Origin of the sequence: Ureibacillus sp. FSL K6-2830 (genome assembly GCF_038004145.1) — a bacterium.
Classification (GTDB): Bacteria; Bacillota; Bacilli; order Bacillales_A; family Planococcaceae; genus Ureibacillus; species Ureibacillus thermosphaericus.
Window position 1 is genome coordinate 618,586 of record NZ_JBBOQR010000001.1, and the last position, 16,399, is coordinate 634,984.

The 16,399-nt window shown below is 37.6% G+C and carries 15 protein-coding genes; 1 reads left to right on the forward strand and 14 read right to left on the reverse strand.

Going from position 1 to position 16,399, the window contains the following annotated elements; genetic code table 11:
• Position 1: 1 nt before the first annotated feature.
• From smc to NSU17_RS03170, 12 genes are all read right to left on the reverse strand, one after another.
• Positions 2–3,574 (reverse strand): chromosome segregation protein SMC, encoded by a 3,573-nt coding sequence (gene smc / locus NSU17_RS03115; protein ID WP_340704250.1) that lies wholly within the window; start codon positions 3,572–3,574, stop codon positions 2–4.
• Between the two features lies 1 nt (position 3,575).
• On the reverse strand, positions 3,576–4,337 hold the full coding sequence (gene rnc / locus NSU17_RS03120) for a ribonuclease III (protein ID WP_340704251.1): 762 nt from the start codon (positions 4,335–4,337) through the stop codon (positions 3,576–3,578).
• A gap of 219 nt (positions 4,338–4,556) precedes the next feature.
• The gene (locus NSU17_RS03125; RefSeq protein WP_096550640.1) at positions 4,557–4,793 is read right to left on the reverse strand and encodes an acyl carrier protein; all 237 of its coding nucleotides are present in this window, start codon (positions 4,791–4,793) and stop codon (positions 4,557–4,559) included.
• Between the two features lie 111 nt (positions 4,794–4,904).
• Complete coding sequence (fabG, locus tag NSU17_RS03130) at positions 4,905–5,651, reverse strand: 3-oxoacyl-[acyl-carrier-protein] reductase (RefSeq protein ID WP_340704252.1); 747 nt, start codon at positions 5,649–5,651, stop codon at positions 4,905–4,907.
• 4 nt (positions 5,652–5,655) lie between these two features.
• The gene (fabD, locus tag NSU17_RS03135; RefSeq protein WP_340704253.1) at positions 5,656–6,594 is read right to left on the reverse strand and encodes an ACP S-malonyltransferase; all 939 of its coding nucleotides are present in this window, start codon (positions 6,592–6,594) and stop codon (positions 5,656–5,658) included.
• Between the two features lie 12 nt (positions 6,595–6,606).
• Positions 6,607–7,605: a phosphate acyltransferase PlsX gene (gene plsX, locus NSU17_RS03140; RefSeq protein ID WP_340704254.1), complete on the reverse strand. Its 999-nt coding sequence runs from the start codon at positions 7,603–7,605 to the stop codon at positions 6,607–6,609.
• The gene (fapR, locus tag NSU17_RS03145) at positions 7,602–8,180 is read right to left on the reverse strand and encodes a transcription factor FapR (RefSeq protein ID WP_026018997.1); all 579 of its coding nucleotides are present in this window, start codon (positions 8,178–8,180) and stop codon (positions 7,602–7,604) included. The genes plsX and fapR overlap by 4 nt, the downstream gene beginning before the upstream one ends.
• A gap of 188 nt (positions 8,181–8,368) precedes the next feature.
• A complete protein-coding gene (recG, locus tag NSU17_RS03150) occupies positions 8,369–10,417 on the reverse strand; it encodes an ATP-dependent DNA helicase RecG (RefSeq protein ID WP_445684086.1) in 2,049 nt (682 codons plus the stop codon).
• Positions 10,418–10,424: 7 nt separating this feature from the next.
• Entirely contained in the window at positions 10,425–11,303 is an 879-nt protein-coding gene (gene sdaAA, locus NSU17_RS03155; RefSeq protein WP_340704255.1) for an L-serine ammonia-lyase, iron-sulfur-dependent, subunit alpha, read from the reverse strand.
• 13 nt (positions 11,304–11,316) lie between these two features.
• Positions 11,317–11,979: an L-serine ammonia-lyase, iron-sulfur-dependent subunit beta gene (sdaAB, locus tag NSU17_RS03160; protein WP_340704256.1), complete on the reverse strand. Its 663-nt coding sequence runs from the start codon at positions 11,977–11,979 to the stop codon at positions 11,317–11,319.
• A 136-nt stretch (positions 11,980–12,115) separates the two neighbouring features.
• On the reverse strand, positions 12,116–13,759 hold the full coding sequence (locus NSU17_RS03165; protein WP_340704257.1) for a DAK2 domain-containing protein: 1,644 nt from the start codon (positions 13,757–13,759) through the stop codon (positions 12,116–12,118).
• A gap of 17 nt (positions 13,760–13,776) precedes the next feature.
• Entirely contained in the window at positions 13,777–14,142 is a 366-nt protein-coding gene (locus NSU17_RS03170) for an Asp23/Gls24 family envelope stress response protein (protein WP_096550630.1), read from the reverse strand.
• Positions 14,143–14,458: 316 nt separating this feature from the next.
• Between NSU17_RS03170 and rpmB the strand changes: the two genes are divergently transcribed.
• Positions 14,459–14,647 carry a 50S ribosomal protein L28 gene (gene rpmB / locus NSU17_RS03175; RefSeq protein ID WP_016837458.1) on the forward strand — a complete coding sequence of 63 codons (189 nt, stop codon included), beginning with the start codon at positions 14,459–14,461 and terminating at the stop codon, positions 14,645–14,647.
• Between the two features lie 429 nt (positions 14,648–15,076).
• On the opposite strand, the gene NSU17_RS03180 is transcribed toward rpmB, so the two are convergent.
• Both NSU17_RS03180 and rpe read right to left on the reverse strand, forming a co-directional pair.
• Positions 15,077–15,733 (reverse strand): thiamine diphosphokinase, encoded by a 657-nt coding sequence (locus NSU17_RS03180; protein ID WP_340704258.1) that lies wholly within the window; start codon positions 15,731–15,733, stop codon positions 15,077–15,079.
• Positions 15,730–16,398: a ribulose-phosphate 3-epimerase gene (gene rpe, locus NSU17_RS03185; protein WP_340704259.1), complete on the reverse strand. Its 669-nt coding sequence runs from the start codon at positions 16,396–16,398 to the stop codon at positions 15,730–15,732. Before rpe ends, NSU17_RS03180 begins: the two co-directional genes overlap by 4 nt.
• Position 16,399 lies beyond the last annotated feature (1 nt).

Consider the following 16,399-nt stretch of genomic DNA (forward strand, 5'->3'; position numbering starts at 1 on the left):
ATTATTCGCTCCTTTGTCCAACAAGTACTACTTCATCTTCCAATTTAACCGAAACGAGCTTCGATACACCAGATTCTTGCATCGTAATCCCGTATAATACATCGGCTCCTTCCATCGTTCCTTTTCGATGGGTAATCACAATGAATTGTGTATCTCGGCTTAATTTTTTTAGATAGGTACTATAACGCTCTACATTTGCTTCATCAAGAGCCGCTTCCACTTCGTCTAAAATAACAAACGGTACTGGGCGCGAATTCAGAATGGCAAATAATAGGGCGATTGCAGTTAATGCTCGTTCACCGCCAGAAAGTAAGCTTAAGCTTTGCAATTTTTTCCCTGGAGGTTGAGCTACTATTTCTATTCCTGTTTCTAGTAAATTGTTCGAATCTAATAAAATTAAATCTGCATGGCCGCCGCCGAAAAGTTCACGGAAAACTTCGCGGAATTGTAGTTGAATTTTCTCAAAAGACTCTTTAAAACGAGTCGCCATTTCTTCATCCATTTCTCTAATTGTTTCGTTAAGCGTTTGTTGCGCTTCAATTAAGTCATTTCGTTGTTCCGTTAAAAATGTATAGCGTTCTAACACCCGCTCATACTCTTCAATAGCAGTTAAATTAACCGGCCCTAATTCTTCAATAGACTGTTTTAACAATTTTACTTTCTTGCGAATCTGCTCTACATCGTCCAGTTCAACAGCTTCATTTTTCGCTTCATCAAAATCAATTTCATACTCTTCTTCTAATAGATTAGTTAATCGATTAATTTCAAATTCGATACGGCTTTTCTTTACATCGATTGAACGTAATTGTTCTAAAAAACCTTTATGAATTCTTTGCAATTCCTTGAACTGTTCGTCCAATTGATAGAGCTGTTGTTGGTACTCAATTCGCAATTGACGATTTTCTTGAATTGTGAACGAATATTGATCACGCTTTTCAGCCCACTCAGAAATCGCTTGTTCAATTTCTTCATCGGTCAAATGATTGTCTCGCTCATTTTGAATCCATTCAATTTCTCGTGAAATGGATTCAATTTGTTGAAGAACTTTCGAACGCTTCAAAGCGATATCCGCCGTTTGAATTTGAAGTTGATTTAATTGTTCTTGCAATACCGCAAGTTCTGAGCGTTTTTCAGCTGACTGTTCACGAAGCAAGTCTTTTTCCGTTTCGCTTTGAATTTTTGCTTTGGATAATTGCTCAACTTTGTCGTTTACTTTTTGCAATTCTTTATTCAGTTCAGCTAGTCGTTCTTCTGTTTGGCTTTTTTGTTTAAGTAACGCCTCTCTTCTTGAAGATGCGGACGATTTTTCAGAAGTTGCGAGATTTACAGTATTTTTTAAGTTTTTCTCTTCCAATTCTAATTCAACATATTTCGAATGCAACTCCATTTCCTCTTGGCGGTATTGTTCGCTTTGCACCTTTAACAATTCCACTTGTTCACGTAAGGTTGTTAACGTTTCCTTTTCTGTTGCCAGCGTTTTTTCCGCTTGATAAATGGATTGCTCAATTTGGGATAAATTTTTCTTTAACTGTTCTAACTCCGCTTTTCTAGTAAATAAAGAGTTTTGTTGTTTGACGGAACCGCCTGTTAATGAACCGCCAGCATTTACGATATCTCCATCCAACGTCACAACACGATATTTATAGCCACATAACCTCGCGATTTGACTTGCTCCTTCTAAGTTTTCAGCAACAAGAACATTTCCTAATAAGTATTCCACAATATTCCGGTTATGTTCATCAAATTCTACTAATTCATGAGCAAGTTGAATATAAGCTGGATGGTTCATTGCTTCTTGAATTTGTGTAGTAGATAGTTTTCGAGATTTCATGACGTTTTTTGGCAAGAAAGTAGCTCGTCCAGCTTTTTTTGCTTTTAACCAGCCAATCGCTTTTTGCGCATCTTGCTCTGTATTGGTGACAATGTGTTGGGTTGCTGCTCCTAAAGCGGTTTCAATGGCTTTAGAATACTTACCTTCCACTTTTAACAGCTCTAGAACGGCTCCTTCAATTCCTTTTAATTCTCCCCGTTCTCTTGCTAGTAAAATTTCCTTCACACCAAAAGTGAAACCAGAAAAGTCTGATTCTAGTTCCTCAATCGCTTCTTTTCTAGACTTCAATTGTTGTTGATGTTGATATGCTTGATACAGCATTCGTTGTTTTTCTTCAAATGAGGAAGTGGCAGCGTTTAGTTGACGTTGTAATTGTTCATATTGCTCCAACACGTCACTAACTTTATTTCGTATATATTCGAGCTTTTGTGCGAGTTCATTTTTCATGTTGGAAACTTGTTTTAATTTTTTTAACATCTCTTCAGAGCGGTCGTTCATACGCTCTTCTGTTTCTTCATATTGGGTTAATTGCTGCTTAATATGTTTTAACTCATTCTTTGCAGTTGCTTCTTCGTTCAATAAATCAATATATAAATTTTTATATTCTTCGATTTGTTGTTCAATTTGAGAAACAGAACTATTTAACGAAACATCCAATTGTTTAATTTCAGCTTTTAGCTGTTGAATTTCATTTTTTTTCAAATCAAACAATTTTTTATTTTCTTCCTCAGTTTTCGCTAGTTCCATTTCTTCTTCTTTTGCTTCTTTTAAGGCAAGTTGCAATTGTTGAAACTGCTTTTCTGCATTGGAGCGTTTTTCCTGCATTAACGCTTTTCGTCCTTCCCAACGCTCCACTTCAGCACTCGCTTCAACTAGTCGTTCTTGCGCAGCATCAATCATCTCATCAATATTATGGATTTTTGTGCGGAGTTCGTCCATTTTTGTTTGGTAATTTGCAATTTCTGATGCTTGATTTTGCTCTTGTTGTTCCAGTTGTTCGTGCTCTTCCTTGACAATGAGTAGTTCTTGATGGTGCTCTTCTAAATCATGAACGATTAGTGATATATCCAATTCTTTCAATTCTTCTGTCATGTGAAGGTAGTCTTTTGCTGCAGAACTCTGGATTTTTAATGGCTCTAAACGGCTATCCAATTCATGTAAAATGTCTAACACTCGATGTAAGTTATCATCGGTTTCTAATAATTTTTGCTCTGCCTTTTTTTTGCGCAGTTTATATTTTAATATTCCAGCTGCTTCTTCAAATATTGTTCGGCGATCATCCGGTTTACTATTTAAAATTTCATCAACTCGGCCTTGAGAGATAATAGAAAAGGCTTCTTTCCCTAATCCTGAATCCATGAACAAATCCGTAATATCTTTCAGGCGACATTGCTGATTATTCAATAGATATTCGCTTTCACCCGAACGATATACTCGTCGAGTTACGCTAATTTCAGAATAGGGAATACCCACTTCTTCATCTTCATTGTTTAAAATCAATGTAACTTCAGCAAAGTTCAAAGGTTTTCGAGATGCGCTTCCAGCAAATATAACATCTTCCATTTTCGAACCGCGCAAGCTTTTTGCCGACTGTTCCCCTAAGACCCAACGAATCGCATCGGTTACATTGCTCTTTCCACTACCATTAGGGCCTACAACCGCAGTTACCCCTGGAACAAAATCGATACCGATGCGATCCGCGAATGATTTAAAACCTACTACTTCAAGTCGCTTAAGGAACATATTATTCCTCCTTATGCAAGGACTGATTAAGCGCAACCATTGCATTTTGTGCAGCTTGCTGTTCAGCCTCTTTTTTCGATTTTCCGCGTCCAATTCCAAGTTCTTTGTCGTTTAGCAGTACGCGGGAAACGAATGTCCGATTGTGGGCAGGCCCTCTTTCATCAATAATTTCGTAATGTAATACTCCAGTATTTGATTGCTGCACCAATTCTTGCAATTGGCTTTTAAAATCCATCACATGCGAAAAAGCACCGACTTCAACTTTAGGGAACACGACTCTTTGTAAAAACTGAACAACAGAATCGAAACCTTGATCTAAATAAAGGGCGCCAATAAAGGATTCAAATACGTCGGCAAGCAACGCTGGTCTCTCTCTTCCACCAGTCAATTCTTCACCTTTACCTAAAAGTACATATTTTCCGAAATTCAATTCGTTTGCGAATATCACAAGGGATGGCTCACAAACGATGGAAGCTCGAAGCTTCGTCAATTCTCCTTCACTCATATGCGGGTAACGATCAAATAAAAATTTAGATACTGATAGTTCAAGAACTGCATCACCCAAAAATTCTAATCGTTCATTATCTGCAAATAATCTTTTGCGATGCTCATTCACATAGGATGAATGGGTAAAAGCTTGGTAGAGTAAATTCTTTTTATTGAACGTGATATTTAATTCTTCTTGTAATTCTTCAAATTGCTGTTTAATTTTTTCGGGAAACACTCCATTTTTTTGTTGAGTACCTTTTCTTTTTATCGTCATGAACAATCTGCCTTCCTATTCATTTCTCTCGTAAATATATCGTTGTTATTCGAAACAGTAAAGATATAAGGATAAAAGATTTATCCACATATCTTCACATCGAATAAATACATTGTTTTTATTATAACCCAAATTCACTTTTCATTTTTCTTTTCATGAATTTAAGCAATGAAAAGAGGCACCCATCAGCCACGTTGTGCGGGATGTGCCTCTTATAAATTAGTTTAATTTACTTTCGATATACTTGATTGCATCGCCAACAGTAACGATTTTTTCTGCATCTTCATCAGAGATTTCCATATCGAATTCATCTTCAAGTTCCATAACTAATTCTACAACGTCTAATGAATCAGCACCTAAATCTTCACGGAAAGATGCTTGTTCTGTTACTTCGCTTTCGTCAACACCAAGACGGTCAACGATTACTTTTGTTACACGTTCTAATACTGTGCTCATTTAGGTCACCTCCCTTCAATAGTATACATAAAAGTGTTTCCTGTTCAAAGAGTCTTTCATGAAAGGATGGTTGATCAACATTATTTATAGTTAGTAGCCCACAATTTTTGATTACATTGCAATGCCGCCATCCACATGAAGAACTTGTCCAGTAATATATTCAGCATCGTCTGAAGCCAAAAATACAACTGCTTTTGCTACATGTTCTGGCTTACCAAGTTTGGCTAATGGAATTTGTGAAAGCATAGAGTTTTTAATATCTTCCGGAAGAGCGTCTGTCATTTCAGTCGTAATAAATCCTGGAGCTACAGCATTCACTAAAATATTTCGTGATGCCAGCTCTCTTGAAGTCGTTTTCGTCAATCCAATAACACCTGCTTTTGCTGCTGTGTAATTGGCTTGTCCAGCGTTCCCCGTCACGCCAACGACTGAAGCAATGTTGATAATGCGACCAGAACGTTGTTTCATCATTTGGCGAGTTACAGCTTTTGTGCATAGGAATACGCCTTTTAAGTTCGTTTGAATAACTTCATCCCACTCTTCTTCCTTCATGCGCATCAATAAATTATCTCGAGTAATGCCTGCATTGTTTACGAGAATATCGATTGAGCCAAATTCATCTAATGCTGTTTTCATTAAGTTTTGTACTGATTCAGTATCTGCAACATTAGCTTGAACTGCAATAGCTTTTTTACCAATTTTTAAAATTTCTTCTACCACTTCATCTGCTTTTTCTTTACTGCCGCTGTAGTTCACGACTACATTGGCACCCTCTTTTGCCAGTTCCAATGCAATGGCACGTCCGATTCCTCTTGAAGCTCCCGTTACAACTGCCGTTTTACCATCTAACTTTCCCATGTTTTCACCCCTTCAATTCCTTTACAACTTCTTCAAACGTCGCTATATCATATACACAATATGATTTTACTGAGCGATCGATTTTTTTGACTAATCCTGATAATACTTTACCTGGTCCGCATTCGATAAATGTTGTAACACCACATTCCAACATCTTTCGAACATCACGTTCCCATTGTACAGGGCAATAAACTTGTTCCACCATTTCTTTCTTGATGGATTCCACATCTTCCAATATTCCTGCATGTACATTACTAATAATCGGAATATTTGGTTGTGAAATTTCTACTTGCTCGATTTCCTTTTCTAATTTTATTGCCGCATCTTTCATCAATTCAGAGTGGAATGGTCCACTTACATCAAGTGGGATGGCTCTTTTAGCACCTTTTTCTTTCGCCAATTGAGATGCTTTTTCTACACCTGCTTTTGTACCTGAAATGACAATTTGGCCAGGGCAGTTTAAGTTAGCCAATTGTACTAAATCACCGTTATTAGTGATTTCAGCACATACTTCTTTTAAAGGCTCTTCATCCATTCCTAAAATCGCAGCCATAGCACCTTGACCAGCTGGCACCGCTTCATTCATGTAAAGACCTCGTTTATGAACGATTTTGACAGCCTCTTCAAAAGATAACGATCCAGCAATAACGAAAGATCCATACTCTCCTAATGAATGTCCTGCTGTATAGTCAGGAGTAATGCCAGCTTCCATTAATTTGGATGCAATCATCACTCCTGTTGTAAGCAGCGCAGGTTGAGCATGGTAAGTTAACGTTAGTTCTTCTTGTGGTCCCTCTAACATTAATGTTGATAGTTTAATATTTAAAGCTTGATCCGCTTGATCATAAAAAGCTTTGCTCGCTTCATCATTGGCTACAAACTCTGCACCCATTCCTACTTTTTGGGAGCCTTGTCCTGGAAAAATAAATGCTATTTTTGACATTTGTCGTCTCCTTTACTCATTTTCTTTCTGACTTTCTAGTATTGCTTGCTTCATGACGTTGACGATATCATTTTCAACCATCATAGCAGCTTGGCGTATTGTATTATAAATCGCTCTCGCATCGGATGATCCATGAGCTTTCACGACAGGAGCCTGCAACCCGAAAAGCAATGCTCCTCCATGTTCGGAGTAGTCTAGTTTATTTTTTAATCCTTTTAATTCATTTTTTACGAGTAATGCACCAAGCTTTGTTTTAGTAGAAGCCATGAATACGTCTTTTAACATTTTTATTAATGTTCCTGCTGTACCTTCAATGGACTTTAACACCATATTGCCTGTAAAGCCATCTGTTACAACGACATCTGCAACCCCTTCAAGCAAGTCGCGTGCTTCCACATTACCGACAAAGTTGAAATCTCCTTGCTTCAACATGCCATAAACTGCTTTTGTCAGTTCATTCCCTTTATTTTCTTCAGTTCCAATATTCAACAACCCAATTCGAGGGCGAGCTATTCCTTGAATTTTTTGAGCATAAATATTACCCATCACTGCATATTGGAAAAGATTTTCAGGTTTTGCGTCTGCATTTGCACCTAAATCTAGCATTAAAAATCCTTTACCATCGACTGTTGGCAGGATTGTTGCGAGAGCTGGCCGTAATACCCCTTCTATTCGCCCCACTTTGAATAATCCGCCGGACATATATGCACCTGTATTACCAGCAGAAATACATGCGTCTACTTTCCCTTCACTTACAGCTTCCAACATGCGTGTCATCGATGAATCCTTTTTTCGTCGAACGGAACGGACAGGATCATCTTCTCCAGTAATGACTTCTTCACAGTGGATGATTTCTAGACGGTCATTTTGTATAATATATTTTTCTAATTCTTCTTTTCTTCCAAATAGTTGTATTTCTATGTTTGTAAAATCTTTTAAAGCTTCGTTGACACCTTCCACAATTTTTTGAGGTGCATGATCTCCGCCCATACCGTCAATTGCAATTTTCATTTTTGTTCACCTTCACCTTTCGTGCGATACATTTCAAATTCGCCTTTGAATACGGTTTCGTTGTTTACCGTCGAAATAACATCGATATACGTTCGATTTTTTTCAGTGTTAGTTTCTCGGACAATCGCTTTCGTTACTACTCGGTCTCCTGCACGAACAGGTTTAATAAATACAACATTTGACCGAACTGTCAATGCAAGTTCATCATTAATCACTGCAACACATAGGGAGTTGGCTTGGGCAAATAAATGATGTCCACGGGCGATTCCATTTCTTTGGAAAACATGTTCTTCTTTTACATCAAAAATGGATATAGCTCTCTTATCTAACTCGATATCAATAATTTCACCGATTACTTCGTTAATTGGTAATGACTTTACTTCATTTTCTAAATTTCTTTCCGCAACATCTTTTATTCGTTCTCTTAGTTCCGGAATTGATAGTTCCATCCGATCGAGGCGAATCGTTTGAACGCTCACACCAAATTTTGTAGCAAGTTGTTCATCCGTGACGAATGGATTTTCCTCAATCGTTTCTAAAAGTAATTGCTGCCGTTCTTTTTTCGATTTTTTTATCAACATTCGCCACCTACTTTCTTCTGTTTTAGCACTTGGTACTAACACCAGTATACATTTCCATAAAAAAGAACGCAACAACGAATTGTTACGTTCAATTATTGAGTTCTTTCAATGCTCAATAAAAACACTTCCTAAATCCTCTATTTAATTTATGTTTTGTTCTTGCTTTCTATTAATTGAGTACATCAATCCATTCTCTCTCCATTTAATGCACCGGATTGTTCTAACATTTCCCGCAGAATCCTATATTCATCCTCTTTCCAAAAACGCTCATCATTAATAAGCTTTACAGCATCATTTCGAGCAACTTCCAATACTCGATAATCATGCACTAAGTCAGCTATTTTAAAATCCGGTAAGCCGCTTTGTTTTTTACCGAAGAAGTCTCCAGGGCCACGTAATTCTAAATCTTTTTCAGCTAAACGGAAACCATCATTCGTTTCTGTCATACTCCTCATTCGTTCAATTCCTTCATCGGTTTTTGGATTCGCTAGCAACACACAGTAAGATTGATAGCTCCCACGTCCAACTCGACCACGCAGCTGATGGAGCTGTGCAAGCCCAAAACGATCCGCATCATAAATTAGCATGAAACTTGCATTCGGCACGTTCACTCCTACTTCCACAACTGTCGTAGAAACGAGCACATGTATGTTCCCTTCTTTAAAATCTCGCATCACTTGATCTTTTTCATCGGGATGAAGCCGACCGTGCATGAGCCCTACTTTGTAGCGTCCGTGGAATATTCTTCTTAACTGTTCATATACCTCTACCGCATTTTGGACATCTATCTTCTCTGATTCTTCAATTAATGGACATATAACGTATGCTTGGCGACCTTTTTTCAATTCCATCTCCATTTTCACAAGGCTTGCATTCAACTGTTCTTTTTTCATCCAGTGCGTCTCAATTTGCTTGCGTCCAGAAGGCATTTCATCGATGACGGAAACATCCATTTCTCCAAATGCCGTAATAGCTAATGTACGCGGAATAGGTGTTGCTGTCATAAAGAGCACGTCTGGGTGCATCCCTTTTTCCCTCAAGATTCTCCTTTGTTCCACTCCAAAGCGATGTTGTTCATCGGTTATGACAAACCCTAGACGATTGAACGTGACATCAGGTTGAATTAGGGCATGTGTTCCAATAATGACTTGGATTTCCCCATTCTCCAACTGTTCTAAAATGATTTTTCGGTCTTTTGCTTTTGTAGAGCCCGTTAGCAGTGCAATTGTTACACCCATCGGTTGGAATAAACTTTCCAGAGAAGCATAATGTTGTTCTGCTAATATTTCCGTAGGTGCCATTAAAGCACCTTGGAAACCTGCTGTAACGCAAGCATACAAGGTTATTGCAGCAACGATCGTTTTCCCTGAACCAACATCCCCCTGCAGAAGCCTATTCATGCGAAATGGTGATTTTAAATCTTTGCAAATTTCATTTACGACTCGTTTTTGGGCATTTGTCAATTCAAAAGGAATTTGTTGAATAAATTTCTTTAGTTTTTCCAAATCATACTGAATAACAATCCCTTTTTCATGATCTTTTCTCGACTTGCGCAATGCTTGAATGCGCAGTTGAAACATAAGAAGTTCCTCGTAAATAAAACGCCTGCGAGCCTGCTTCAAATGATTAGCATCTTTCGGAAAATGAATGCCCTCTAATGCTTCTTCGATAGATAACAATTGATATTGTTCTCTTATTTTATTTGGCAGCTTTTCAGCCATCTGTCCTTTTGCAAGATCGAGTGCTTGCCGCATAAACTTCCGAAATTTATTTTGATGCAGATTGCCTTTTAAACGATAAATCGGTTCAAAATCTTGGTTAATTTCCTTCGCTCCAAATTTGACTGACGATGCAGTTATCGTTTGCCGTCCTCTATCCCATTTCCCTGAAACAGTAATAATGGTACCTGGAGTTAACCGTTCTTTTAAATAATGTTGATTAAAGAAAACCACTTTAACAATATGCCTACCAGAGAAAACGCTTACTTGAAGTCTTGACTTCTTCCGTCCGGTAAAAAAGACGACAGGCATGCTTTCTACTCTTGCTTCTATTGTTACTTGTTCGTTATGAGGCGTTTCTGCTAAATCCTTTAATCGAAAGTCCTCATACCGATATGGAAAATACATGATTAGATCATGTATATGATAAATCCCTAATTCATTTAATAATTCAGCGGTTTCTGTTCCTACGCCTTTAATATTGGTAACGGGTTCTAATTCGATTTGTCCCAATATATCTTCACGCTCCAAATATTTTTGCAGCAATTGCTTTTCCAGTCGGTGTAGCAGCAAGTCCTCCTCTACCAGTTTCTTTCAAGTTTGGATGCATTGTTTGCCCAATTCTAAACATAGCACCAATTACTTCATCGCAAGGAATTCTACTTTCGATTCCAGCAAGCGCCATGTCCGCAGCAACAAGAGCGTTGTTTGCACCGATTGCATTTCGTTTTACACAAGGAACTTCCACCAATCCAGCAACCGGGTCACAAACTAGACCTAGCATATTTTTTAACGTAATGGCGAAAGCTTCTGCACTTTGTTTTGGCGTTCCTCCAGCCATTTCTACAATGGCAGCAGCAGCCATTCCTGCGGCTGAACCTACCTCCGCTTGGCAACCTCCAGCTGCACCAGAAATGCTTGCGTTATTTGCTACCACAAACCCGAAAGCACCTGCAGTAAATAAATAACGAATCATTTGTTCACGAGTAGGATTAAGCTTATTCTTTACAGCAAAAAGAGTGCCAGGCACCACTCCGGCGGAACCAGCAGTAGGTGTTGCACAAATGATTCCCATAGCTGCATTCACTTCATTTGTTGCCATTGCTTTACTTACCGCATCTAACATCAATTCTCCTGATAGAGTGTTTCCTTTTTCAATGTACTTTTGCAATAAAACACTATCACCACCAGTCAAACCAGTGACTGATTTTACACCTTTTAATCCTCGTTCAACTGCTTGTTCCATCACAGTTAAATTTTTATCCATCTGCTCAATAATTTCTTCTCTAGAGCGATTCGTCATTAATAGTTCTTGTTCAATCATCACTTCAGATATGCTTTTATTTTCATTTTCACAAAGCTCAATTAATTCTCTGACATTTCGAAATAGTAAATCCATAGCATCTCCTCTTTTAAGTATTGATTTTCGAAACTTTCGTAATATTAGGGATTAAAGAAATTTGAGTTAGTATTTTTTCATCTACATTTTGGTCAACTTCAATGACCATTAATGCTGTAGAACCGCGGTCGATTCGAGACACTTCCATATGCCCAATATTCACATCATGCATGGCTAAAATGTTGGCTACATTCGCAATGCAACCTGCCCGGTCATTGTGAACGACTAAAATAGCAGGCATCCCGCCAGTTAAACGCAATTTAAATCCATTTACTTCACTAATTTCAATTTTTCCACCGCCAATCGAAATCGCTTCAATCGACAATTCCGATTCTTCATCACCCAATACTATTCTTGCTGTATTAGGATGTTCTTTGTTTGCTGTTTCTGGAATAAATTCAAATTGTAAATTTTCTTCTTTTGCATGCTTAAAGGAATCAATAATTCTAGTATCGAAAGTGTCAAAATTTAATAATCCACCTACAATGGCAACATCTGTCCCATGACCGCGGTAAGTTTCCGCAAAAGAACCATATAAATGGATTTTTGCCCACGTTGGTTTTTTTCCAAATAAATCCCTTGCCACTTTCCCTATCCGAACAGCTCCTGCTGTATGAGAGGAAGAAGGGCCTACCATGATGGGACCGATAATATCAAAAACAGAGGTAAATTTCATAACATCACCTATTTGTTAAGTTTGAATTAAGTGTAACATGAACTATCAGTTTCTATCAAAACAATAATATTTTTTCACCTGCCACTTATTAGAAACTCTATATAAAATAAAAAACGTCCCTAGAAGAGACGCTTTTTTATTCTACTGAGAAGATAAACGGATATAATGTTTGTTTTCCATCGATAATATCCAATTCTACATGTGAGAATCGATCCTCAATGAACCGAACGACTGCATTGACTTGTTCTTCAGTTGCATCTTCACCATAAATCATCGTTACAATTTCTGTGTCATCATCAATTAGATGAGACAATAAATTGTAAGTAGCATCTAACATATCGGAAGTTGAAGCAACAATTTTTCCGTCAGCAAGTGCCATGTAATCATCTTTATGGATTTCTACGCCGTCAATTGTCGTATCTCTTACAGCAAAGGTAATTTGTCCCGTCTTCACTCCTGAAATCGCTTCTGTCATTGCTTCTTTATTCTCTTCAACGGATGCGCCCGGATTGAATGCAAATATCGCTGCCATCCCTTGAGGAATTGTTTTTGTTGGCACTACAGCCGCTTCAATATCTAATAGTTCTACCGCCTGTTCAGCAGCCATCACAATATTTTTGTTATTTGGTAAAATTATTACTTTTTCTGCACCGATTTCTTTTACTGCTCTCACGATATCTTCTGTGGAAGGATTCATCGTTTGACCGCCTTCTATGACATAAGACGCTCCGATGCTACGAAGCAAGTTGCTAATCCCTTCACCCATTGCAACTGTCACGATAGCATATGGATGTTTTTCAACAGTTTGTTTTTCATTCTTCTCGGGACTCACGATTGCTGAATGTTGTTCACGCATATTGTCGACTTTTATTTTAATGAGGCTTCCGTACTTTTGCCCTTCGTTTAGAACAACTCCAGGTGTTTCAGTATGGATATGTACTTTTGCAATTTCATTGTCTGAAACAACCAGTAAAGAATCCCCGAGCTTACTTAAATCTTCACGAAACTTCGCTTCATCAAAGGGATCTTTTCCCGACTCAAAACGAACCATAATTTCCGTACAATAACCGTATACGATATCCTCTGTGCTCATAAACTCTTGTGCCCGATGATGTTCAGCATTTACTAATTCTTCAAGATGATCGACTTTCGTTTTTTCTGGTAGCGCTTCCCCTTTTAATGATGCTAAAAAGCCTTCATAAATAAAAACAAGACCTTGTCCGCCACTATCAACTACACCAACTTCTTTCAGTACAGGGAGCAATTCTGGTGTGCGTTTTAATGAATTTTTAGCTTCTTCTACAAGCGCTTCCATCACTTTAATGATATCTTGTTCATGTTCTGCCACTTCAACCGCTTTTGCCGCTGCTTCACGAGCAACTGTTAAAATTGTCCCTTCTACAGGCTTCATAACCGCTTTATAGGCAGTGTCTACTCCCGCTTGAAAAGCTTGAGCAAATTGTTTCGCGTTAATTTCACTTTCTTTTTCTAAATATTTTCCAAAGCCACGGAATAGTTGGGATAAGATTACCCCAGAGTTTCCTCGTGCCCCCATCAATAAACCTTTTGATAAACTTTGGGCAGTTTTACCGATATGTTTTTGGGCGTTTGCTTCCGTTTCTTTTGCCCCGGATATCATTGATAAATTCATATTAGTTCCCGTATCTCCATCTGGTACTGGGAATACGTTTAATGAATCTACAAAATCTGCATTTTGAGTTAGATGGTGCGATCCCATCTGAACCATCTCTGCAAATTTTGTTCCATCTAATAACTTCATTCGATTAATATCCTCCTCTATTCACCGTTCATTACACGAACGCCTTGAACGAAAATATTGACTGATTTCACGTTCAAACCTAATGTCTTATTTATTGTATATTTTACTTTTGATTGGACTTGATAAGCTACTTCAGAAATTTTAGTCCCATAGCTGACAATGATATACATATCAATGTGGAGATTTTCTCCTTCTTGCCGTACAATGACACCTTTCGCAAAATTCTCTTTTCTCAAAATATCCGTTAACCCATCTCGAATTTGATGTTTACTTGCCATTCCAACAATACCATAACATTCAATAGCTGCTCCACCAGCAATTTGAGCGATAACATCATTAGAAATATCAATTTGGCCGTAATCTGTTCTAATTTCGATTGACATGATACTGCCCCCTTGGCTCATTTTAACTAAAAATATTGTACTATACAAAATTTGATTATAAAAGAGAACGATGTTGCTCGTCTAGTTTATCAGTATTTTCCTATAACTTCGTTAAAATCTTGTGTTATATTTTATTTTGTAACAACATTTTTTCACCTAATCCTTCATCTTTTTTATTAGACTGTAAAGGCTTTTTTCTTGAAACTATTCTCTAAAATAGTTGCATAGATTTTTTGTCTATGTTAAATTATTATGGTATGTGAAATACTCGAACTGAAAAAAATCTTTCAGATTCATCTGTAAGGAGGGAATATAGATGCCAAAAAAATGTGTAGTAACTGGTCGTAAAACTCGTACAGGTAATAAACGTTCACACGCAATGAACGCTAACAAACGTACTTGGAAACCTAACCTTCAAAAAGTACGTATTTTAGTTGATGGAAAACCTAAACGCGTTTGGGTTTCTACTCGTGCTTTAAGATCAGGTAAAGTAGAACGTGTATAATGACGCGTATATAAAAGCGTAAGTAAAGTCGTTTTTAACGTACTTTATTTACGCTTTTTTATTTTGAGAGAAAATAAAATGAGGTGTGTAGAAAATTGAAAACTTTCTACACACCCTTACTTCTTATGATGTCTCTGATAAATCTTTTACTCCTGCGGTAGTAAAACAAAGTTTTCACTATCCTTGTCGCAACTTATCTGTAACTATGCGCGACAGTCACAAAGAGACCGTCTCAAATTGCTTTTCAGACAGCCCCTTTACTGGGAGCTAGACCAAAATAATCAAAAGATAATAACAGATGAATACGATAAACTACTCTTTTCTTTTTTTCTTTTTATTACTGCCTGAGAACAAATTGATGCAAGAACGGGTAAGATTACTTAAAAACTTTGGCAATTGAAAAGTATAAACTCGCACACTGAGACCTCCTTATAAGTCACTGCTTCTTATCATTAAACATATGCCTGATGAAAAGGAGATATAACCTTGCTCCCCTACGAGCTCATTGCTAGTAAATCGGCTAGAACCCACTTCAATCCTTTCCCGCGTTGTCTCATATTTCACACCGCGTAACGTCACATTTTCTACCGCTTGTATAAAAGAGAAAAATGAAAGGTAACGATATCTTTCATCTCGAGAAATCGTATGCGTTCCTGGTAACAGTATGCTAATTTCATTGTGGCTATTAATAATTCTATGTTCAATATGCGGACATTGTGCCTTCATTTTATATAAAGAACGAAGAGCCGCTTCAAAATGGTCCAAGCGTCCACCAGTTACTCCTGTAATCAAAATTTCATTCGGATTGTAGGAAACAGCTTTTAGCAGTGCTAAGTCGGTGTCAGTTTCATCTTTTTCTGAGCGATACTTTTCAATTTTTTTTACTTTAGAGTGAATTATTTCCCATTCTTCCTTCGATAATGAATCAAAATCCCCGATGATTTCATCTGGAACAATTCCTTTTTCAAGCAAATAAAGTGCGCCGCGATCTGCACCAATAAAATACATGTCCTTTTCTTTAGCATACATTTCAAATGAACATAATTCGTTTTTTGGACCGCCAGCACAAATTAATACTCTTTTCATTGTTGAATTGCAGCCTCACCACTCGTTTTAATAGCATGCAACGCAAATTTTCGATCTTCTTTATTGTAAATAGCTGAACCAGCTACAAAAATCGTCGCTCCCGCTTTCGCACACGGAATAATTGTTTCCTCCGTAATGCCACCATCAATTTCAATTTCTACATTATATCCGTTTTCTTTAATCATTTTGGAGAGAGCTTCAATTTTTGGCACAACGCTATCAATAAACTTTTGTCCCCCAAAACCAGGGTTCACCGTCATCAACAATACAAAATCTACATCTCCTAATACGTGTTGAATCATATCAATCGGTGTGTGCGGATTTAATACTACTCCAGGTTTTACACCAAAAGAACGAATTAGTTGAATCGTGCGATGTAAATGTGGACAAGCTTCGACATGAACAGAAATCCAATCTGCTCCAGCTTTTGCAAATGCCTCAATATACTGATCTGGATTTTCAATCATTAAATGCACATCTAACGGTAATTTTGTAACGGGACGTAAAGCCTCCACAACGATAGGACCCATTGTAATATTAGGAACGAAATGACCATCCATTACATCAATATGAATAAGGTCTGCTCCAGCTTCCTCCACTTCCTTTACTTCGTCCCCTAATTTCGCAAAATTCGCTGATAATATGGATGGTGCTATTTTTATCATA